This is a genomic window from Streptomyces sp. NBC_01275, assembly GCF_026340655.1.
Classification (GTDB): domain Bacteria; phylum Actinomycetota; class Actinomycetes; order Streptomycetales; family Streptomycetaceae; genus Streptomyces.
Genome location: NZ_JAPEOZ010000001.1, coordinates 24,141 through 44,459 on the forward strand (window position 1 = coordinate 24,141; position 20,319 = coordinate 44,459).

19 protein-coding genes are annotated in these 20,319 nt (G+C 71.8%); 16 read left to right on the forward strand and 3 right to left on the reverse strand.

Translation table 11 applies throughout. The features are described from left to right. Positions 1-11: 11 nt before the first annotated feature. The 5 genes from OG562_RS00030 (at position 12) to OG562_RS00050 (ending at position 5,943) form a co-directional block, all read left to right on the forward strand. Positions 12-509 (forward strand): SRPBCC family protein, encoded by a 498-nt coding sequence (locus OG562_RS00030; protein ID WP_266391811.1) that lies wholly within the window; start codon positions 12-14, stop codon positions 507-509. Between the two features lie 37 nt (positions 510-546). Then, on the forward strand, positions 547-2,388 hold the full coding sequence (gene asnB / locus OG562_RS00035) for an asparagine synthase (glutamine-hydrolyzing) (RefSeq protein ID WP_266391814.1): 1,842 nt from the start codon (positions 547-549) through the stop codon (positions 2,386-2,388). An 83-nt stretch (positions 2,389-2,471) separates the two neighbouring features. Then, positions 2,472-3,245 (forward strand): bifunctional 2-polyprenyl-6-hydroxyphenol methylase/3-demethylubiquinol 3-O-methyltransferase UbiG, encoded by a 774-nt coding sequence (gene ubiG, locus OG562_RS00040; protein WP_266391817.1) that lies wholly within the window; start codon positions 2,472-2,474, stop codon positions 3,243-3,245. Then, positions 3,245-5,116: an FAD-dependent monooxygenase gene (locus tag OG562_RS00045; RefSeq protein ID WP_266391819.1), complete on the forward strand. Its 1,872-nt coding sequence runs from the start codon at positions 3,245-3,247 to the stop codon at positions 5,114-5,116. Before ubiG ends, OG562_RS00045 begins: the two co-directional genes overlap by 1 nt. A gap of 197 nt (positions 5,117-5,313) precedes the next feature. Next, entirely contained in the window at positions 5,314-5,943 is a 630-nt protein-coding gene (locus OG562_RS00050; protein WP_266391821.1) for an RICIN domain-containing protein, read from the forward strand. 122 nt (positions 5,944-6,065) lie between these two features. On the opposite strand, the gene paaZ is transcribed toward OG562_RS00050, so the two are convergent. Together paaZ and OG562_RS00060 are read right to left on the reverse strand one after the other, a co-directional pair. After that, positions 6,066-7,628 carry a phenylacetic acid degradation bifunctional protein PaaZ gene (gene paaZ / locus OG562_RS00055; RefSeq protein ID WP_266391824.1) on the reverse strand — a complete coding sequence of 521 codons (1,563 nt, stop codon included), beginning with the start codon at positions 7,626-7,628 and terminating at the stop codon, positions 6,066-6,068. Between the two features lie 78 nt (positions 7,629-7,706). Further along, the gene (locus tag OG562_RS00060) at positions 7,707-8,579 is read right to left on the reverse strand and encodes a VOC family protein (protein WP_266391827.1); all 873 of its coding nucleotides are present in this window, start codon (positions 8,577-8,579) and stop codon (positions 7,707-7,709) included. A gap of 80 nt (positions 8,580-8,659) precedes the next feature. Between OG562_RS00060 and OG562_RS00065 the strand changes: the two genes are divergently transcribed. From OG562_RS00065 to OG562_RS00115, 11 genes are all read left to right on the forward strand, one after another. Next, positions 8,660-9,268 carry a carboxymuconolactone decarboxylase family protein gene (locus OG562_RS00065; protein ID WP_266391830.1) on the forward strand — a complete coding sequence of 203 codons (609 nt, stop codon included), beginning with the start codon at positions 8,660-8,662 and terminating at the stop codon, positions 9,266-9,268. Then, a complete protein-coding gene (locus OG562_RS00070) occupies positions 9,265-10,113 on the forward strand; it encodes a fumarylacetoacetate hydrolase family protein (protein WP_266391833.1) in 849 nt (282 codons plus the stop codon). Before OG562_RS00065 ends, OG562_RS00070 begins: the two co-directional genes overlap by 4 nt. Positions 10,114-10,147: 34 nt before the next feature. After that, a complete protein-coding gene (locus tag OG562_RS00075) occupies positions 10,148-10,735 on the forward strand; it encodes a MarR family winged helix-turn-helix transcriptional regulator (RefSeq protein ID WP_266391836.1) in 588 nt (195 codons plus the stop codon). A 159-nt stretch (positions 10,736-10,894) separates the two neighbouring features. Then, positions 10,895-11,425 (forward strand): cupin domain-containing protein, encoded by a 531-nt coding sequence (locus OG562_RS00080; protein ID WP_266391839.1) that lies wholly within the window; start codon positions 10,895-10,897, stop codon positions 11,423-11,425. Next, a complete protein-coding gene (locus OG562_RS00085) occupies positions 11,422-12,621 on the forward strand; it encodes a cytochrome P450 (RefSeq protein ID WP_266391843.1) in 1,200 nt (399 codons plus the stop codon). The genes OG562_RS00080 and OG562_RS00085 overlap by 4 nt, the downstream gene beginning before the upstream one ends. A gap of 23 nt (positions 12,622-12,644) precedes the next feature. After that, positions 12,645-12,968, forward strand: a complete 324-nt coding sequence (locus tag OG562_RS00090) for a 2Fe-2S iron-sulfur cluster-binding protein (protein ID WP_266391846.1) — start codon at positions 12,645-12,647, stop codon at positions 12,966-12,968. Beyond that, complete coding sequence (locus OG562_RS00095) at positions 12,965-14,242, forward strand: NAD(P)/FAD-dependent oxidoreductase (protein WP_266391849.1); 1,278 nt, start codon at positions 12,965-12,967, stop codon at positions 14,240-14,242. Before OG562_RS00090 ends, OG562_RS00095 begins: the two co-directional genes overlap by 4 nt. After that, positions 14,239-15,726, forward strand: a complete 1,488-nt coding sequence (locus OG562_RS00100) for a class I adenylate-forming enzyme family protein (RefSeq protein ID WP_266391852.1) — start codon at positions 14,239-14,241, stop codon at positions 15,724-15,726. Before OG562_RS00095 ends, OG562_RS00100 begins: the two co-directional genes overlap by 4 nt. A 104-nt stretch (positions 15,727-15,830) precedes the next feature. Then, on the forward strand, positions 15,831-16,949 hold the full coding sequence (locus OG562_RS00105) for an alcohol dehydrogenase catalytic domain-containing protein (RefSeq protein WP_266391856.1): 1,119 nt from the start codon (positions 15,831-15,833) through the stop codon (positions 16,947-16,949). Between the two features lie 113 nt (positions 16,950-17,062). After that, a complete protein-coding gene (locus tag OG562_RS00110; RefSeq protein ID WP_266391860.1) occupies positions 17,063-18,253 on the forward strand; it encodes an acyl-CoA dehydrogenase family protein in 1,191 nt (396 codons plus the stop codon). A 32-nt stretch (positions 18,254-18,285) separates the two neighbouring features. Then, the gene (locus OG562_RS00115) at positions 18,286-19,173 is read left to right on the forward strand and encodes a 3-hydroxybutyryl-CoA dehydrogenase (RefSeq protein WP_266391863.1); all 888 of its coding nucleotides are present in this window, start codon (positions 18,286-18,288) and stop codon (positions 19,171-19,173) included. 13 nt (positions 19,174-19,186) lie between these two features. Here OG562_RS00115 and OG562_RS00120 read toward each other — a convergent pair whose 3' ends face one another. After that, complete coding sequence (locus OG562_RS00120; protein ID WP_266391866.1) at positions 19,187-20,173, reverse strand: sulfurtransferase; 987 nt, start codon at positions 20,171-20,173, stop codon at positions 19,187-19,189. Positions 20,174-20,319 lie beyond the last annotated feature (146 nt).

The window sequence follows — 20,319 nt, forward strand, 5'->3', positions numbered from 1 at the left end:
AAGGACCCTCCATGGGCCAACGCTGGTACCCGGTCGAAGAGGCCGACGACTCCCTCTTCGCCTCGGCGTCCCTCTATCACGCGCGCTCCGTCGAACTGCCGTACCCGGCCGAGGAGACCTGGGCCGCGCTCACCGGCACGGGAGTGTCGAGCTGGACCAAGGGGATGAAGCGCCTCACCTGGACCTCCCCGCTCCCGTTCGGCGTGGGGACCACCCGGGAGATCGAGCTGGGCGGCGACTTCGTCCTGCGTGAGCGCTTCTTCCGCTGGGAGGAGGGCCGGCGCAAGACGTTCACCGCCGTGGAGGGCACCAAGAACATCTTCCGGCACCTCGTGGAGGACTACGTGGTGGAGCCGACGGCCGACGGCTCCCGGTTCAGCTGGCGCTGGGCGGCCGAGCTGAACCGCCCGTGGGCCTATCTCCAGGGCCCGCTGGACCGGCTCATGTTCGCCCCGACCGGCCGCTCCCACATCGACGGGCTGTCCCCTTACATGGCCGCCCACCGCTGACCGTCCCCCAGAAGCACTCGACCGAAAGAAGACGCACATGTGTGGGATCGCCGGATGGATCGCCTTCCAGCGGGACCTGGAGACACACCGGCCCGCGCTCGACGCGATGACAGCGACCATGGTCTGCCGTGGCCCGGACGCCGGGGGCAGCTGGCTGTCGCGGAACGCGGCGCTGGGGCACCGGCGGCTGTCCGTCATCGACCTCGAAGGCGGGGTCCAGCCCATGGCAGTGGACACCCCGGACGGCCCGGTCGTGCTGACGTACAGCGGTGAGGCGTACAACTTCGTCGAGTTGCGCGACGAGTTGCGGCGGCGCGGGCACCTGTTCCGCACGGCGAGCGACACCGAGGTCGTGCTGCACGGCTACCTGGAGTGGGGCGAGGAGGTCGCCGACCGTCTCGACGGGATGTACGCGCTGGGCATCTGGGACGGCCGCCGCGACAAGCTCGTCCTGCTGCGCGACCGCCTGGGCATCAAGCCGCTGTACCTGTACGAGACCGAGGACGGCGTGCTGTTCGGCTCGGAGGCCAAGGCGATCCTCGCCCATCCGTCGGTGGAGCCGGTGGTGGACGCGGACGGGCTGCGCGAGCTGTTCGGGTTCGTCAAGGAGCCGGGCCGGGCCGTGTGGGCGGGGATGCGCGAGGTCAAGCCCGGCAGCATGGTGATCGTCGACCGCGCCGGGCTGCGCGAGCGCGTCTACTGGCGGCTGGAGGTCACCGAGCACCAGGACGACACCGAGACGACGGTCCGCCGGGTGCGGGAGCTGCTGGAGGAGAGCGTCGGCCGGCAGCTCGTCGCGGACGTGCCCCAGTGCGTGCTGCTCTCCGGCGGCCTGGACTCCAGCGCCCTGACGGCCCTCGCCGGGCGTGCCATGGCCGAACGGGGCCGGGAGACAAGGACGTTCACGGTCGACTTCGAGCAGCCGGACGACTTCCGCGCGGACGAGCTGCGGGGTTCGCAGGACGCGCCGTACGCCCGTGAGGTCGTCGCGCACGTGGGGACCGTGCACACCGACATCCGGCTGGACCACGCGACGCTGGCGGACCCGGCGGTGCGCCGTGCCACGGTCACGGCGCGCGATCTGCCGTTCGGCTTCGGGGAGGCGGACAACTCCCTCTATCTGCTGTTCAAGGCGATCCGTGAACACGCGACGGTGGCGCTGTCGGGCGAGTCCTCCGACGAGATCTTCGGCGGGTACCCGTGGTTCCATCTGCCGGTGGTGCAGGACGTCGCCATGTTCCCCTGGGTCACGGCCTCCGGGCTCGGGCCCAAGTCCCACCCCACCAAGCTGATCGACCCCGGGCTGCTGCTCGGCACGCTCGACGTGCCCGGGTACTGGGCGCAGCGCTGGTCCGACACCGTCGCCCAACTGCCCGTCGTACCGGGCGAGGACGCGCACGAACGGCGGATGCGGGAGTTCTGCTACGTCCATCTCACCAGCCTGCTGGGGCTGTTGCTGGACCGGAAGGACCGTATGAGCATGGCCGTGGGCCTGGAGGTCCGGGTGCCGTTCTGCGACCACCGGCTGGTGGAGTACGTGTTCAACACCCCCTGGTCGATGAAGACGTTCGACGGCCGGGAGAAGAGCCTGCTGCGGGCCGCCGTACGCGATGTGCTGCCCACCTCGGTGGTGGAGCGGGTCAAGGCGCTGTACCCGCACACCCAGGAGCTGCGCTACGTCGGCGAGTTGCAGCGCCAGGTGGGCGAACTCCTGTCGGACGGCAGCCAGGCGGTCGACTTCTTCGACCGGGCCGCGCTCGCCAAGGCCGTGACCGCGCGGCCCGAGGCCGTCGCGCGCGACGAGCGGGAGGCGTTCGAGCGGGTGCTCGACCTCGCCGTCTGGCTCGACGTGCACCGCCCCGCCGTCAAGCTCTCCTGACCTCCGCCCTCCCTTCGATCTCCCCTGATCCCCTGATCTCCCCTGATCTCCCCCAACTCCCTTACGAAGGAGCCCTCAAGGCCATGGCAGTCGACAACGAGCTCTACGACCAGCTCTCCTGGTGGGACGACGACCAGCCGTTCGCGACGCTGGAGGCGTTCACCCCGGCCCGCTTCGAGTACTTCCACGACGTGCTGACCACGCGGCTGCGGCTGGAGTTGACGGGGCTGCGGGTGCTGGACGTGGGCTGCGGCGGCGGACTGCTCGCCGAGCGCTTCAGCCGTACGGGCGCGCAGGTCACCGGCATGGATCCGTCGGGCAACTCGTTGGAGGCGGCCCGTGAGCACGCCCTCGCGCAGGGCCTGGAGATCGAGTACCGGCAGGGCGTGGCCGAGGAACTTCCCTACCCCGACGGCACGTTCGACCTGGTCTACTGCTGCGACACGCTGGAGCACGTCACCAGCACCGACCGGGCGGTCGCCGAGGCGGTGCGCGTGCTCAAGCCGGGCGGTTACTACCTCTACGACACGATCAACCGTACGTTCCGCTCCAAGCTCGCCATGATCAAGATGGCGCAGGACTGGAAGTCGGTCCGGTTCGCCCCCAAGGACCTGCACGACTGGAACAGTTTCATCAAGCCCGAGGAGCTGTACGCGCTGTTCTACAGGCACGGCCTGGACAACCAGGAGACGATCGGTTTCGCCTCCACCAGGCCCCAGTTGGAGCTTTTGAAGGACATGCGCCGCCGCGCCCGGGGTGAGATCACCTACGGCGAGCTCGGCCGCCGCTTCGGCCTCGGCGTCCACCCGAAGGACACCTCCGTCATCTACGCCGGTTTCGCAAGGAAGGCCGCCTGATGAGCACCACCGAGACGACCGAGACAAGTGAGGCGACCGAGTCGGCTGAGGCGGCTGAGGTTACCGGGTCGGCTGAGGCGGCCGAGGTGACCGGGTCGGCTGAGGCGGCCGTCCCGCCGTCCGTACACGTTCCCGTCCTGATCGTGGGCGCGGGGCCCGCCGGACTCACCGCGTCGCTGGCCCTGTCCCGCTACGGCGTCCGCCACCTCCTGGTGGACCGCTACGACGGCAGCGCGCACACCCCCCGCGCCCATCTCCTCAACCAGCGCACCGGCGAGATCCTCCGTGATCTGGGCGTCGAGGAGCGGGTGTCGGCGGAGGCGACGCCCAGTCACCTCTTCTCCAACCACGTCTTCATGTCGACCTTCGCGGGCCCCGAGGTCAGCCGGCTGGACGCGTACGGCAACGGCCCGGACCGGATCGGGGACTACCTCGCGGCCAGCCCGAGCCGCATGTGCAACCTCGCCCAGCATCTGCTGGAGCCGATCCTCGTCGACGAGATCGAGAAGGCCCGGGTCGGCGAAGTGCGCGGCGGGCAGGACTTCCAGCGGCTGGAACAGGACGACGGCGGGGTCACCGCCGTACTGCGCGACCGGCACTCGGGGCAGGAGTACACGGTCCGCGCGGACTATGTGATCGGCGCCGACGGGGCGCGCAGCCGGGTGCGGGAGCAGGCCGGGATCGGGATGCAGGGGCACGAGGGCATCGCGCGGGTGGCGTCGGTGTGGTTCGAGGCCGACCTGTCGCAGTACTGCGCCGACCGCCCGGCGATCCTCTACATCGGCGGCATACCGGGCCGTCCTGCGGGGGACGGACGGGTGTTCGTGAGCATCCGCCCCTGGCAGGAGTGGGTGTACCTGCGCTTCCTCGACCACGACGACGACCCGGAGGGCTTCTCCGCCGACGACCACGAGGAGATCGTCGCCCACATCCGGCAGAGCATCGGCGACCCGTCCATCGACATCAGGATCAAGAACGTATCGCCGTGGCAGGTCAACGCGCAGGTAGCCGAACGCTTCGCCGCCGGGCGGGTGTTCTGCGTCGGGGACGCCGTGCACCAGATGCCGCCGACGAACGGACTCGGCCTCAACTCGGCGGTCGCGGACGCGCACAACCTGGCCTGGAAGCTCCGGCTGGTCCTCGCGGGCGCGGCCGGTCCCGAACTCCTCGCCACCTACGAGACCGAGCGCCTTCCGGTCGGCGGACACGTCGTGGACCGTGCCGTACGCAGCATGCTCGACTTCCTCGGGATCCCGGCGGCGCTGGGGTACGAGGAGGGCCAGAGCGCCGAGGAGCAGTGGGCGCTGCTGCGCGGCCTGGGCGACGACACGCCCGGGGCGGCGGCCCGGCGGGAGGCGCTGGCGGCGGCGACGGACCGGATCAACGGTCAGGTCAACGCGCACGGCATGGAGATCGGTTACCGCTACCGGGCGGGGGCCCGGGTGGACGACGGCACGCCGGAGCCGGCCCAGGACCGCGACCCCGAGCTGTACTACCAGGCGACGACCTGGCCGGGGGCCCGGCTGCCGCACGCCTGGCTGGAGGACGGACGGCGTCGCTGCTCGACCCTGGACCTGGTCGGACGCGGCCGTTTCGTCCTGCTGACCGGTCTGGGCGGCGAGGCCTGGCACGAGGCGGCCCGGGAGGCGGCCCGGCTGACCGGCGTCGAGGTCACCGTGCGGCAGATCGGCACGGCGGGGGGCCTGCGCGACCCGTACGGGACGTGGGAGCGGCTGCGGGAGGTGGACGCGGACGGCGGCGTCCTGGTCCGCCCCGACGGCCATGTGGCCTGGCGCGCCCCGTCCTGCGCGTCGGCCCAGGAGCTGCCGAAGATCCTGGCGACCCTCCTGCACGCACCGAACGGCCGCTGACGCCCGTTCGTCGCAGGGGTCTCATGGCTGGGCATGCCGTGTGTCGCACACCGCATGCCGCACACCGCATGCCCAGCCACGGCGCAGGGCCTCAATCGCCCCGGGGCGATTGAGTACCGACTACTCAAGCCATGCCGGGGCGGCGCGGGCACAGTCTCTCCCAGGACACACCAGCGACGAACTCATGGGGGAACAGCATGCGCAAGCGGATCTTATTCGCCGTCCTGGGGGCCTCGGCCGCCATCGGCCTGGTGACCGGTGGCACCGCGTCTGCCGGTGGTGTCGCGTCTGCCGACAGCACCGACACCGCCGCGGCCGGAACACGCGTGATCGACGTGACGTCGACGTCGCAGATCCCGACCGTGAAGGACGGCCTCGGCGACCAGGCGGGGTTGCGCGCGATCTACCGGCTGACCATGACCAACAACGAAGGCGGCCAGTGTCTGGACGGGGACGCCGACACCATCGGGACCAATGGGACCAAGGTCCAGTTGTGGGGCTGCCACGGCGGGACCAACCAGACCTGGCTGTGGGCGCCCGCGGCCGGGCAGCCGGTCGGCTACTACACGATCCAGAACTCCCGCGGCAACCAGTGCCTCGACGGCGACCTCAACACCATCCCCGCCAACGGGGCCAAGGTGCAGCTGTGGGCCTGCAACGGCTGGACCAACCAGACCTGGCTGTGGCACGGGGCCACTCTGACGAACCTCGAGGGCGGCCAGTGCCTCGACGGTGACCTCACCCAGATCCCGGCCAACGGGGCCAAGGTCCAGCTGTGGGCCTGCAACGGCTGGAGCAACCAGAACTGGACGACTCACTCGCAGTGAGACCTCGCCCCTGCCGACCCGAGGCAGGCGGAGCGGGCAGGGGCACCACGCCCCTGCCCGCTCTCCGCCGTGGCCAGCGACAGCGCCAGCGCCAGCGACAGGCACGGCGGCAGCCGCAGCGATCACCGCCTCAGGGAGTCGAGGAACCGGGGCGAGGCCTGCAGTGCCGTTCGCTGCATCAGATCCACGACGCCCCGGATTCCCGCCAGCTCCGACCCCCCGCCGGCCCGGCCGGGGCCGCCGTGCCGCAGGGCGGGGAGCGGCGAGCCGTGTCCGGTGGTCTGCGCCAGGTTCGTCGAGTCCAGCAGGTGGAGTCGCCCGTGCCAGGGAGCGGCCTCCTGGACGAAGGCGGCGGTCCAGTCGAGGTCGTCGCCGACCACCGAGGCCGCGAGGCTGCCCAGGCCGCGCGCCACCAGGTCCGTGGCGTGCGCGGTGTCGCGGTACGCCAGGACGGTCGCGGCCGGCCCGAACGGCTCGACCTCGTGGGGCGCGGCGGCGTCCGGGTCGGCGGAGACCAGGAGGGCGTCGAGGAAGGCGCCCCGCTCGGGGTCGGCGTCGACGACCCGCACCTTGTCGGGGTCGCCGTGGACGAGGCGGCCGGACGCGGCGATCGTCCGCACGGCCCGGCGTACGTCGTCACGTTGCTCGAGGCTGACGACCGCCCCCATGCGGACGCCCTCCGCGGCAGGGTTGCCGACAGTCACCCCGGCCAGCTCGGCGGACAGGGCGTCGAGGACGGTGAGTTCGTGCTCCCGGGGGACCAGGACGCGCCGGATCGCGGTGCACTTCTGGCCCGCCTTGACGGTCATCTCGGTCACGACCTCGCGGACGAACGCGGCGAACAGCGGCGATCCGGGCCGTACGTCCGGGGCGAGGACGATGGCGTTGACGGAGTCGGCCTCCGCGTTGAACCGGACGGAGCGGGCGACGAGGTTCGGATGGGTGCGCAGCGTGCGCGCGGTGGCGGCCGAGCCGGTGAAGGACAGCACATCCTGTTCGCGGATCAGGTCGAGCGCGGGGCGCACCGAACCCACGACCAGTTGCAGTGCTCCGGGCGGCAGGACAGCGGCGTCGGCCACGATCCGGACGAGGTGTTCGGTGAGGTACGCGGTGGGGGTGGCCGGCTTCACCACGGTCGGCATCCCGGCGAGCACCGCCTGCGCCAGTTTCTCCAGCGGGGCCCAGACGGGGAAGTTGAAGGCGTTCACCTGGAGCATCAGGCCCGGGGAGGGGGTGCAGAGGTGGACGCCGAGGAAGTCCTCGCCGCGCGCCAGGCGTTCGGCGGGTCCTTCGACCAGGTAGGGCGCGTCCGGCAGTTCGGCCCGGGCTCGCGTGGCGTAGTCGCGCAGGACGCGGATGCCGCCGTCGACGTCGTACCGGGCGTCCAGCAGGGTGGCTCCGGCGCGGGCCGAGAGGGCGTAGAGCTCCTCGCGGCGGGCGCGGACGGCCGCGGCCACCGCGTCCAGGAGATCGGCCCGCTGGTGGAAGGTCAGGGCGCGCAGGGCGGGACTCCCGGACCGGCGGGCGTGCTCGAACGCGGCCGCGAGGTCGAGGCCTTGGGAGGTGACGTGGCAGATCAGGTCTCCGGTGACCGCGTCGCGTACGTCGGTGGCGGACGTGGACTCGTGCGTGGCCGTGGGAGTGACCCAGGTGTCCTGCAAGTAGCTCTGGAGCATGGGCTGCATGGGCTGCATGGGCTGCTGACCGCTTTCGTCGGAGGGCCGGTTCGGGGACTGCCTGGGGCGAGGTCGGACGGGAACCCGTCACTCCACCGGGTGGTGGCCCCAGATGTCGGCGGTGTAGGTGCGGCTGACCCAGGTGCTCTCGTCGACCTGCACGCCGCCCGCGCCGATCTCGATGCCGAAGCCGGCGGGCGAGGTCATGTAGAAGGAGAACATCCCGTCGTTGGCGTGCTTGCCGAGCGTCGCCATGAGCTTGACGTCGTGCTCGCGCGTCCGGTCCAGGGCCCGGCCGACCTCCTCCGGGCTGGTCACCTCGCACAGGATGTGGTGGGTGCCCTCGTTCTTGTAGGACCGGATGAAGGCGATGCTGTGGTGGCGGGGGTTGCAGCCGAGGAAGTAGAAGGTGCCCCAGGGGTAGTCGGCGGTGTCGCTGAGCCGGAATCCCAGGACGTCGCAGTAGAAGTCCACCGCCTCCTGGACGTGGGGCGTCTTCATCACGACATGGCCGAGCCCCTGTTCCCCGGTCACGAAGTCGGCGCCCAGCGGTGAGACGAACTGGCTCGGGGCGAGACGGCGGCCGCAGAACAGCTCGGTGCGGATCCCCAGCGGGCCCGTGAAGTGCACCATCCGGGCCACCTCACGCTCCCGGCACTCCTCCTCCGTGCCGACGGACACGTCGACGCCGGCCTCCTTGAGCCGCACCGTCGCCTCGTCGATCGCGGCCGGGTCGCGGACCTCCCAGCCGATGACCGTCACCCCGCCGGTGTTCGCCTCCGGCTCCGCCTGCTCCAGCCACATCCGGAACGGATGCTGGTCCATCCGCAGGCGGTAGCGCACGGGCTCACTTTGGTCCGCAGGCTCGACCGCGAGGCCTATCACTGTCCGGGCGTACTCCGCCCACGCTGTCGGGTCGGGCGTGCCGATACCCACGTAGCCAAGGCTCTGGATCGTCATGCAAAAGACGATATTTGTCAGACCCTTGACGGTCAAGACTCGTACTAATACGTTGACGCCATCGAGCCGAGGAGGTCCCAGTGCCCGAGAAAGCCCGCGTACGGCCCGTCGACGAGGCCGACCTGCAGGAGAAGACGCTGGCGTCCCTGGCGCCCTACCGCGACCAGGACGGCCGCGTCTACACGATCTGGGCCACCCTGGCCCACCACGAGGACGCGCTGCGCCGCTATCTCGTCTTCAGCAACCACGTGCTGGGGAAGAACACCCTGCCCCTGGCGTCCCGGGAACTGATGATCCTGCGGATCGCCGCCCGTGCCGGGGCTGCCTACGAGTGGGACCAGCACATCAGGATCGCCCGCCGCGCCGGACTGTCCGACGAGACGATCCTCGCCGCCGCGACCGGCGCGTGGGACGGGCTCGACGAGCTCGACCAGGTCCTGCTCGCCGCCACCGACTCGCTCGTCGAGCGCCAGGGCGTCGACGACGAGCTGTGGAGCCGGCTGGCGGCGCACCTGGGCGTCGAGCAGATCATCGACGTCCTCTACACCGTCGGCCAGTACCTGACCATCGCCACCGTCATCAACACGCTCGGCGTCCAGGTGGAGGGCGAGCTCGCGCTCGACCTCCCCCGCACCGGGCCCGACGCCGACCAGAAGCCCGACGCCCACCAGAAGGAAGTGCACGCATGAAGCTCGCCAACCTCGCCGGCCGCCCCGTCGTCGTACGCGGGGACCGCGCCCTCGACATCGCGCACGCGAGCAAGGGAGCGATCGAGCCGCGCCTGGAGGTGCTCTGCGACCTCTCGCTCCACGACGAGCTGCGCGCCCTCGCCGAGCGCGCCGCCGAGGAGGACTGGAAGGCGTTCGATCCGCACGACCTGGGCCGCGTCGCCAAGCCGTACAAGGCCATCGGGGTGGCCCTGAACTACCGGGCGCACGCCGAGGAGTCCAACCTCCCCGTGCCGGACGAGCCGTCGGTGTTCGCCAAGTTCGCCTCGTCCGTGGTGGGACCGTACGACGCGATCGTCGTGGAGCCCCGGTACGACAAGGTCGACTACGAGGCGGAGCTCGTCGTGGTCATCGGCAGGGCCGGCAAGAACATCTCCGAGGCCGACGCCTGGTCCCACGTCGCGGGCGTCACCGCGGGTCAGGACGTCAGCGACCGCAAGGAGCAGTGGCGCAAGCCGATCAACCAGTTCACGCTGCCGAAGTCGTACGACACCTTCAGCCCGATCGGCCCCTACCTGGTGACGGTCGACGAGTTCGAGGACCCGGACGACATCGAGGTGGCCGGCTGGGTCGACGACCTCGAGGTGCAGCGGGGCCGTACCTCCGACCTCATCTTCAGCGTGCCGGAGCTGGTGGCCTGGCTGTCGAAGCGGGTGACGTTCGAGCCGGGCGACCTGATCTTCACGGGCACCCCCGCGGGCTGCGGCGTCCGCCGCACTCCGCGGCTCTACCTGACCGAGGGTAAGGTCCTGCGGACCGAGGTCACGGGCGTCGGCACTATGGTCAATCCGGTCGTCGCCGGCTGACACGGTCCGGCCGGACCAGGAAGGGTGGGAGATCGTGACCGACACCGTGCGCGAGCCGGGGACCACGAGCGCGAGCCGGACCCGGGAGTTCTCGGAGCTGCTGCGCCACCACCATCGTGAGCTGGGCACGACCGACCCCCGGGACCTCGACGCGATCGAGATGGTCACCGACCTCACCCGTCTCGAAGCCCGCCTGACCAAGGACTTCGAGAAGCACGTCCACCGGCCGCTCGGCCTGACCTGGGCGGGCTTTCGCATCCTCAACGCCCTGTGGGCCTACGGCGGGCTCGCCCAGCAGGACATCGGGCGGGTCTCCGGCTCCACGCGCGCCAGCATCTCGAGCGCGCTGACGACCCTGGAGAAGAGCGGTCTCGTCACCCGCCGCCGCGTCGAGACCGACCGGCGACAGCTGATCGTCGACCTCACCCCGGAGGGCCGCGAGACGCTACGGCGTGCCATCGAGGCCCAGACCGATCGCGAACGGGCCTGGACGGCGATCCTGCGCGACGACCAACTCGGTGAGCTGGTGCATCTGCTGCGTACGCTGGTCAACCAGGAAACCCCGGACGCCCCAGACGCCCCGAACGCCCTGAACGCTCCGGACGCCCCGGTCACGGACTGACGGGACCGACTGGATCGACTGGATCGACTGGATCGACTGGACTGACGGAACCCGAATACCGTCAAAACTTTTACTGTCACACCTCTAACCTTTTCGGTGCTGAGCGCCTTACCGTCTCAGCCGCCCTCCATGCCGTCATGCTTCTCAAAGGAGAGAGCCATGGTCCGTCGTGTCGTCACCGGTCTCAGCGCGAGCGGCAAGCCCGTGATCGTCAGCGACGGCGAGCCGCCGCGCACCCTGCAGTTCACCCACACCCCGGGTTTCGCCCGGTCCCTGGTGTGGAACACGGCCGCTCCCGCCGTCCCGTCGGCCGATCCGACGGCGTCCCTCACGTCCTTCGTGCCCGCTCCGGGAGAGACGGTCGCGCTGACCGTCACCTTCCCTCCGGCCGGCGTCTACGCCGACCCGAGCTGGGACCCCGCGGCCGCGGCCGCCGAGCAGCTTCAGGCCAGCCCCGGCCTCGCCGAGCTCTTCGAGCCCGACAACCCCGGCATGCACACCACGCCCACCGTCGACTACGGCGTCGTCCTGAGCGGCGAGATCGTGCTCGACCTCGACGGCGGCGAGACGGCGGTGCTGAGGCCCGGCGACCTGATCGTGCAGAACGCCACCCGGCACGCCTGGCGCAACAACGGCACCGAGCCCGCCACCGCGTTCTTCGTCCTGATCGGCGCCGGCGGCACATCATGAGCGTCCCGACGACGGCGGCCCCCGGCGCCCCGGTGGTCGACCTCGACCTCGCCGACCTGCGCCACGACCCCTACCCGGCCTACGCCGAGCTGCGCCGCACCGCGCCCCTTGCCTGGGTCCCGTCGGTCGGCCGGCATCTGCTCACCCGCTACGACGACATCGTCCACGCCGAGAAGCTGCCCGAGGTGTTCAGCTCGCGGGAGGAGGGCTCGCTGCTGCTGCGCACCGTCGGCCCGAACCTGCTCCGCGAGGACGATCCGGAGCACCGGCGGCTGCGGGCCGCCGCGGAGCCGCCCACCCGCCCCCGCCAGGTCCGCGACCAGTGGGCCGGAGCCTTCGAGCGCACCGCGCACGAGCTGCTCGACCGGATCGCGGGGCGCGGCGAGGCCGACCTCATCGCCGACTTCGCCGAGCCGCTGGCGGCGGCCAACCTGGCCCTGGTCCTCGGTCTGCGCAACGCCGGCGCGGACGACGTCGCCGCCTGGTCGCGGGCCATGATGGACGGCAACAGCAACTACGCCGACGACCCCGACCTGTGGCTGCGCGCCGAGAGCGCGACCCGGGCCATCGAGGAGGCCGTGGCGGAGGCGGCCGCGATCGTCCGGCGCGAGCCCGACGGATCGGTGATCTCCTCCATGGTCCACGCGGCCGAGCCGGTGTCCCTCGCCGAGATCCAGAACAACGTCAAGGTCATCATCGGCGGAGGCGTCAACGAGCCGCGCGACGTCTTCGGCGTGGGCGCCTGGGCGCTGCTGCGCCGCCCGGACGTGCTGGACCGGGTGCTGGGCGATCCGGGGAGCTGGAAGCGGGTGTTCGAGGAGACCGCCCGCTGGGTCTCGCCGATCGGCATGTATCCGCGTCAGCTCACCCGGGACCACGAGATCGCCGGCGTGACCCTGCCGGCCGGGAGCCGCGTCGCGCTCGTGATCGCGTCGGGCAACCGGGACGAGTCGGTGTTCGAGCGGCCCGACGAGTTCGACGTCGACCGCCCCCACCGACCGCATCTCGCCTTCGGCGGCGGCCCGCACTTCTGCATGGGCGCATGGGTCGCGCGCCATGAGGTCAGCGCCCTGGCCTGGCCCCTCGTCTTCGGCCGCCTCAAGGGACTGCGCCCGGCCGACAGCCCACAGGACCGCCTGGAGGGCTGGGTGTTCCGGGGCCTCACCTCGCTGAACGTCACCTGGCACACCGCCTGAGCCGTCCCCATCGGGAGGACTTCATGCCCATCGTCATCTTCGAGTTGCCCGACGGGACCCAACGCAAGGTCAGCGCCGCGCCTGGGACCGTGCTCATGCAGGCGGCCGTGTCGAACGGCGTCGAGGGCATCGTCGCCGAGTGCGGAGGCAACGCCTCCTGCGCCACCTGCCATGTCTACGTCGACGACCGGCACACCGCACGGGTGGGTCCGCCCAACGACGTCGAGGACGAGATGCTGGACTTCACCGCCGCCGAACGCCGGCCCACCAGCCGGCTCAGCTGCCAGATCGGGCTCTCCGACGAGCTCGACGGACTGATCGTGCATGTGCCCGAGGAGCAGGTATGACGAGCACACGCACGGACCCCAGCACGAACCCGAGCACGAGCGCGGCGGGTGTGGTCGTCGTCGGCGGCGGACAGGCCGGGTTCAGCGTCGTCTCGGCGCTGCGCTCGGCCGGGTACGACGGCCCGGTCACCGTCTTCGCCGACGAGCCGCACCTCCCCTACCAGCGGCCGCCGCTGTCCAAGAAGGCCCACACCGACCGGGACGGCGTCCGCGTCGACCTGGTGCCGGAGTCCTTCTACCGCGAGCGGGACATCGGCCTGCGGCTCGGCGACGCCGTGACCGCGATCGACACCGCCGCCCGCACCGCGACCACCGGCCAGGGCCTGCGCGTCCCCTACGACCATCTCGTCCTGGCGACCGGCGCGCGCAACCGCCCGCTGCCCGTCCCCGGCGCCGAACTGGCCGGCGTGCACGGGCTGCGCTCCCTCGACGACGCCCTCGCGATCGGCCGGGCGCTGACGACCGCCCGGGACGTGGTCGTCGTCGGCGGCGGATTCATCGGGCTGGAGCTGGCCCGGGTCGCCGTGGCCGGCGGGGCCCGCGTCACGGTGGTCGAACTGGCTGACCGGCTGCTGAGCCGGGCCGTCTCGCCCCAGCTGCAGGAGCACCTGCGGGAGCGACACGAGCGCAGCGGCGTCCGCATCCTCACCGGGACGGCCGTCCACGCGATCGAGGGCACGGACCGCGTGCGGCAGGTCGTCACGGACCGGGGCCCGCTCCCCGCCGACCTCGTCGTCTACGGCGTCGGCGCCGCCCCCCGGGACGAGCTGGCGCGGGCCGCCGGTCTGGCCGTGGACGACGGCGTGATCGTGGACGAACAGCTGCGGTCGATCACCGACCCGCGTGTCTGCGCCGTCGGCGACTGCGCCCGCCATCCCCATCCCCACGCGGAAGGGCTGGTCCGGCTGGAGTCCGTGCAGAACGCCGCCGACCAGGGGGCGCTGGTGGGCCGCCGGATCGCCGGCTCCCCGAGTCCGTACGCGAGCCTGCCGTGGTTCTGGAGCGACCAGGGCGACGTCAAACTGCAGATCGCCGGCCTGCGCGCGAACACCGACGAGGTACGCGTGGCGCCGGGCGACTCCCCGGAGCGACTGGCCGCGTACGCCTTCCGCGACGACCGGCTGGTGGCCGTGGAGACGCTGAACTGGCCCGCGGAACACCTGGCCGCCCGTCGGCTGCTGGAACGCCGGACGCCGGTCTCGGCGGCGGACCTCGCCGGGTCCACCCTCGGCGCCCTCGCCCGCGCCAGACGCGCCGCGGAGGTACGGACATGACGGCGACCCCCGCGTCGAGGGACACGTGGTTCGGCGCTCACCTCGTGGCGAGCGCGGCCGAGGTCGGCTCCCGGGTCGCCCTGGTCTTCACGGACCGGTCCTGGACCTATGCCGAGCTGGACCTGGCCATCCGGCGCACCGTCGCCCGCCTCGACAAGTTCGGGGTGCGCAGGGGCGATCGCGTCGTGATGCAGGGGACCGCCCGGCCGGAGGCCCTCATCACCCTGTTCGCGGTGACGAGGATGGGGGCCGTCCTCGTACCCGTCCATCCGCAGGTGACCGGCGGCGAGCTGGCGGTCGTCTGCGAGGAGACGCAGCCGCGGGCCGTGGTCGCGGACGACGGGTTCCCCGCGAGCCGGCCGGCCGACGGGTCCTGCTTCCGGCTGGCCTGGGACGACCTGCACCCCGGCGACGAGCCGTCCGCGCCCGCCGCCGAGCCCGACCCGCCGGCCGGCTCGGACGTCGCGGTCATCGCGTTCACCTCGGGCACCTCCGGGCGTCCCAAGGGCGTCGCGCTGACGCACGACAACCTGCGCTGGAGCATGGTCAACGGGCTGGACCTGCTGCCCGTCGGCCCGGAGGACGTCGCCCTCGTCTCCACACCGCTGGCCCACGTCGCCGTACTGGGCGGGCTGCCGCAGTACACCTGGGCGCGGCGCGGGACGGTGGTGCTGGCCCCGCGGTTCGACCCGGACCTGTTCGTCGACCTCGTCCGCGACCACCGGGTCACCTGCGCCTTCGCGGTGCCCGCCATGGCCGCCCTGCTGGTCCGCCATCCCCGCTTCGCGAGCGGCGGGCTGGACAGCCTGCGGTGGATCCTGTCCGGCGGCTCACCGGCCCAGACGGCGACCCGGGACCGGCTGCGCGAGCGGGGCGTCGCGGTGGTCGACTCCTACGGTCTGACGGAGACCAGCGCGGGAGTGACGTACTCGGCGCTCGACGCGGCCACCGCGGCCGGACGTTCCGTGCCGCATGTCGAGCTGCTGGTCGTGGACGGGACGGGGGCGCCCGCCCCGGTCGGCACGCCCGGCGAGATCTGGGTGCGCGGGCGGTCGGTGGCCTCCTCGTACTGGTCCGCCGCCGGCTCCCGGCCCGCCACGGACGCCGAGGGCTGGTTCCACACCGGGGACCGGGGCCGGATCGACGCGCAGGGCCTGCTCGAAGTCGTCGGGCGGGTCAAGGACACCATCATCACCGGCGGCGAGAACATCGACCCCGCCGAGGTCGAGAACGCGCTGGCCGACCTGCCGGGCGTCGTCGAGGTCGCGGTGTCCGGGACGCCGGACCCGATCTGGGGCGAGATCGTCACCGCCTTCCTCGTGGCCGACGTCGGCGAACCTACCCTGGACGACGTCCGCGGCCACCTCGACGGACGGCTCGCCCGGCACAAATGGCCCCGGCGTCTGTACGTCGTGCCCGCCCTGCCCCGCGGGGCGACCGGAAAACTCCAGCGCGCGCGGCTGACGACGCCGCTCGACGGCTGACCCACGCACCCCACACCTCAGACACCCCGACTCCCAGGGACAGCACCGCCGTTGGCGCTGTCTCCCCCACCCGTACCCGGCCCACCCAAACCCGAGGAGACGCCATGAGTGCGACCATGCGAGCCGCGCGGATGCACCACGTCGGCGAGCCGATGAGGATCGAGGAACTCCCCGTTCCCGAGCCCGGCCGCGGCGACGTCCGCGTGGCCGTCCACGCCGTCAACATCGTTCCGAACCTCGCCAACATCCTGAACATGTGGACCACTTGGTTCCCGCACAGCCCCCTGCCCACCCTGCCGGCGATCTTCGGCCTCGACCCGGCCGGCGTCGTCGCGGCGGTCGGCGAGGGCGTCGAGGGCTTCGCGGTCGGCGACCGGGTGTACGTCAACCCGGGCCGCTCCTGCGGCTCCTGTCGCTCGTGCCGCGACAACGACTCGATCAACTGCGCCAGTTACGCCTTCGCCGGGTACTTCGGCTTCTCCCCGACCGCCCTGAACCTGCTCGACCGCTACCAGGGCGGCCTCGCCGAGTACATGGTGGCCCCGGCGTACAGCCTGGTGAAGCTGCCCGACTCGCTGTCCTTCGAGGCCGCCGCCCGCTTCGGCTACCTCGGCACGATGTACTCCGCCCTCCGCAAGGCCGGGGCGGGACCGGGCAAGACGATCCTGATCAACGGCATCAGCGGCACCCTGGGCATCGGCGCCGCGCTCCTCGCGCCCGCCCTCGGCCTGACCCATGTGTACGGCACCGGCCGGGACAAGGGTCTCCTGGACCAGGTCGGCAAGCTCGCCGACGGCCGGCTGCGGCTGCACTCCCTGGACGACGGCCCGCTCGACGAGTGGATCCGCGAGGAGACCGACGGCTACGGCGCCGACATCTACATCGACGCGCTCGGCCCCGGCGCCCCGCACGAGACCTTCCGGGCCGGGATGCGGGCGATGGCGCGCGGCGGCATCGCGGTCAACATCGGCGCCGTCGCCGGTGATCTGCCGATCGACATCCACCGGATGATGGACCAGCAGCTGCGTCTGATCGGCTCGGCCTGGTTCACCTCCGGCGAGGGCCAGGCCCTGGCCGACCTGGCGGGGGCGGGCCTGCTGGACCTGGGCCCGCTGGAGCACCAGGTGTTCCCGCTGGAACAGGTCAACGACGCCATCGGCGGGATCGCCGAACGCAACGGCGGCTTCAGCAACTTCATCATCAGCCCGACGGCCACCGCGTAGCGGGCTGCCGTCTCCCAGCCGGGGCCGTCGGCCTTACTCCCCTGACCGGCGGCCCCTCCCCTTCCCCTGTCCCCTCCCTGTCCCCCGCTCCGCTCCCGATCTCTGGAGTCCTGATGCACGCACCGCACGCCGGACGCCCGGCCGAACCCTTCGACCTCGTCGAACTCGACACCCTGCTGACCCCGGACGAGCGTTCCGTGCGGGACGCCGTGCGCACCTTCTGCGACCGGCGCGTCGAACCGCACATCGCCGAGTGGTTCGAGGCGGGCGCGATCGAGGACATCCGCGGACTCACCAAGGAACTCGGCGAACTCGGCCTGCTGGGCATGCACCTGGAGGGCTACGGCTGTGCGGGGATGAGCGCGGTCGACTACGGGCTGGCCTGTCTCGAACTGGAGGCGACCGACTCGGGTCTGCGCTCCCTGGTCTCGGTCCAGGGCTCCCTGGCCATGTTCGCGATCTGGGCGTTCGGCTCCGAGGAGCAGAAGGAGGAGTGGCTGCCCCGGCTCGCGGCCGGCACCGCCATCGGCTGCTTCGGGCTCACCGAGCCCGACTCCGGCTCGGACCCCGGCAGCATGCGGACCGCCGCCCGTCGCGACGGAGCCGACTGGATTCTGGACGGGCGCAAGATGTGGATCACCAACGGGTCGGTGGCCGACGTGGCGGTGGTCTGGGCCCGTACCGACGACGGGATCCGCGGCTTCGTGGTGCCCACCGACGCCCCCGGCTTCTCGGCGAACGCGATCAAGCACAAGATGTCGCTGCGGGCGTCGGTGACGAGCGAGCTGGTCCTCGACTCCGTACGGCTGCCCGGCACGGCCGTCCTGCCCGGGGTGCGAGGGCTCAAGGGACCGCTGTCCTGCCTCAACGAGGCCCGGTACGGCATCGCCTGGGGCGCGATGGGCGCCGCCCGCTCGGCCTTCCGCACGGCGCTGGCCTACGCGGGCGACCGGGTCCAGTTCGACCGTCCGATCAGCTCGTTCCAGCTGACCCAGGCCAAGCTGACCGACATGGCCCTGGAACTGGCCAAGGGCACCCTGCTGGCCTTCCATCTCGGCCGGATCAAGGACGACCGGGGGCTGCGCCCCGAGCAGGTCAGCTTCGGCAAGCTCAACAACACCCGTGCCGCGCTGGAGATCTGCCGCACCGCCCGCACCATCCTGGGCGCGAACGGCATCTCCCTGGAGTACCCGGTCATCCGGCACGCCAACAACCTGGAGTCGATCCTCACCTACGAGGGCACCGTCGAGATGCACACCCTCATGATCGGCCAGTCCCTGACGGGCCAGGCGGCCTTCCGGTGAGCGGAACGTCCCCGGTGAGCGGAACGCCCTCGGTGAGCGGAACGCCCTCGGCGGCCGACATCCGCAGGGTCGGCGTCATCGGGTGCGGGCTGATGGGCGCGGGCATCGCCGAGGTCTGCTGCCGGTCCGGCCTGGACGTGGTGGTCCACGAGGTGACCGAGGACGCGGCCAGGGCGGGCCTGTCCCGGATCACCGCCTCGCTGGACCGCGGCGTACGGCGCTCCAAGCTGACCGGCGCGGAACGCGATGCCGCGCTCGCCCGGCTGCGGGTCAGCACCGACCTCGGGGACCTCGCGGACCGGGACGCGGTCGTGGAGGCGGCGACGGAGGACGAGACGGTCAAGGTCGCGCTGTTCGCCACGCTGGACCGGATCGTCGTGCGGGAGGACGCCGTCCTCGCGTCGAACACCTCCTCGCTGCCCATCATGAAACTGGCCATGGCCACCGCACGGCCGCATCAGGTGATCGGGGTGCACTTCTTCAACCCGGTCCCGGTGCTCGGGCTCGTCGAGATCGTGCCGTCCCTGCTGACGAGCCCTCAGACCCAGTCCCGCGCGGAGGACTTCGTCACCGTGGCCCTGGGCAAGCGGGTGATCCGTTCACAGGACCGGGCCGGCTTCGTGGTGAACGCGCTGCTGGTGCCGTATCTGCTCTCCGCGATCCGGATGCTGGAGTCCGGTTTCGCCTCCGCGGCGGACATCGAAACCGGCATGGTCCTCGGCTGCGCCCACCCTCTGGGCCCCCTGAGCCTGGCCGACCTGATCGGCCTCGACACGCTCACCGCGATCGCCGAGGCGATGTACACGGAGTTCAAGGACCCGCTGCACGCCGCGCCGCCGCTGCTGCTGCGCATGGTCGAGGCCGGGCTGCTCGGCCGTAAGTCGGGCCGCGGCTTCCACGACTACGCGCCCGCGGCCTGAACCCCGGAGCAGGTCAGGGGCCCTCAGTCGTGAGCGGCCTGGACGGATCCTGGGACCACTCCTCCAGCGAACCGTCGTACAGGGCGATGTCCTGACGGCCCAGCAGGGTGAGGGCGAGCGCGGCGCCCGCCGCGGAGATGCCGCCGCCGCAGTAGAGGATCACCGGCGAGTCGTCGTCCTCGATGACCGTGCCGACGCGTTCGGCGAGTTCGACGGCGGGCAGGAACCGGCCCGTGCCGTCGAGGAGGCCGCGCCCCGGCAGGCTGAGGCTGCCGGGGATGTGGCCGCGTCGGCGGTAGCGGGTGGGGGCGGAGCCGTCGAAGCCGCCGGGCGGCAGCGCGCACACCAGCGTGCCGGGCCGCTCGCCGCGGCTGACGGCCTCCACCGCCTCGACGCCGACCCACATGCCGGGACGGGGTACGGGGATGAGGGGCCCGGCGTCCAGAACGAGAGCGGCACCGTCCGACTCCCGGACGCCCGTCTCGCCGCCGCTCGTCTCTTCGCGGCTCGTCTCTTCGCGGCCCGTCTCTTCGCCAAGGGCGATCGGGTGTCCGCCCGCCTCCCACGCCTGCCATCCCCCGTCCAGGACCGCCACCGGTACCGAGATCGAGCGCAGCATCCACCACAGCCGGGCCGCCCAGATGCCACCGCCGCTGTCGTAGGCGACGACCTCCGAGCCGGCGCGGACGCCGAGCCGCCCGAGGGCTGCGGCCAGCGCCTCCGGCGCCGGGACCGCGAAGTGGTACGGCGCTCCCGGGTCCGACAGTTCCCCCGTGAGGTCCGCGTGGCGCGAGCCGGGGATGTGACGCTCGGCCCACTCGGCGCGGCCGCTGTCGGACCGGTGGTCGCCGTCGTGACGGGGTGACGGCAGCAGCGCGGTGGCGTCGAGGACGACCAGTCGGGGGTCGCCGAGGCGGGCGGCGAGCCACACGTCGTCCACCAGCGGTCCGGGGAGCAGCGGTCCGGGGAACAGCCGTCCGGGGAACAGAGGGTCGGTCATGCCGGGGATGCTAACCCGGAGCCGGTCCGGGCCGATGCACCTGAGCTGGGATTTCTCAACCACTGGGCATGATCGTCCCACATAGTGGATTCGGCTTGCGCAGCATCGGTTGCCCGGGGTTATGGTTTCGGCCATCTACGCGGGAG

Coding starts and splice junctions, on each gene's coding strand:
- OG562_RS00050 (WP_266391821.1), top strand. CDS start 5,314: ATGCGCAAGCGGATCTTATTCGCCGTCCTGGGGGCCTCGGCCGCCATC.
- OG562_RS00110 (WP_266391860.1), top strand. CDS start 17,063: ATGCACGCACCGCACGCCGGACGCCCGGCCGAACCCTTCGACCTCGTC.
- OG562_RS00095 (WP_266391849.1), top strand. CDS start 12,965: ATGACGAGCACACGCACGGACCCCAGCACGAACCCGAGCACGAGCGCG.
- OG562_RS00090 (WP_266391846.1), top strand. CDS start 12,645: ATGCCCATCGTCATCTTCGAGTTGCCCGACGGGACCCAACGCAAGGTC.
- paaZ (WP_266391824.1), bottom strand. CDS start 7,628: ATGCAGCCCATGCTCCAGAGCTACTTGCAGGACACCTGGGTCACTCCC.
- OG562_RS00120 (WP_266391866.1), bottom strand. CDS start 20,173: ATGACCGACCCTCTGTTCCCCGGACGGCTGTTCCCCGGACCGCTGCTC.
- OG562_RS00105 (WP_266391856.1), top strand. CDS start 15,831: ATGAGTGCGACCATGCGAGCCGCGCGGATGCACCACGTCGGCGAGCCG.
- OG562_RS00060 (WP_266391827.1), bottom strand. CDS start 8,579: ATGACGATCCAGAGCCTTGGCTACGTGGGTATCGGCACGCCCGACCCG.
- OG562_RS00080 (WP_266391839.1), top strand. CDS start 10,895: ATGGTCCGTCGTGTCGTCACCGGTCTCAGCGCGAGCGGCAAGCCCGTG.
- OG562_RS00030 (WP_266391811.1), top strand. CDS start 12: ATGGGCCAACGCTGGTACCCGGTCGAAGAGGCCGACGACTCCCTCTTC.
- OG562_RS00085 (WP_266391843.1), top strand. CDS start 11,422: ATGAGCGTCCCGACGACGGCGGCCCCCGGCGCCCCGGTGGTCGACCTC.
- asnB (WP_266391814.1), top strand. CDS start 547: ATGTGTGGGATCGCCGGATGGATCGCCTTCCAGCGGGACCTGGAGACA.
- OG562_RS00045 (WP_266391819.1), top strand. CDS start 3,245: ATGAGCACCACCGAGACGACCGAGACAAGTGAGGCGACCGAGTCGGCT.
- OG562_RS00100 (WP_266391852.1), top strand. CDS start 14,239: ATGACGGCGACCCCCGCGTCGAGGGACACGTGGTTCGGCGCTCACCTC.
- ubiG (WP_266391817.1), top strand. CDS start 2,472: ATGGCAGTCGACAACGAGCTCTACGACCAGCTCTCCTGGTGGGACGAC.
- OG562_RS00070 (WP_266391833.1), top strand. CDS start 9,265: ATGAAGCTCGCCAACCTCGCCGGCCGCCCCGTCGTCGTACGCGGGGAC.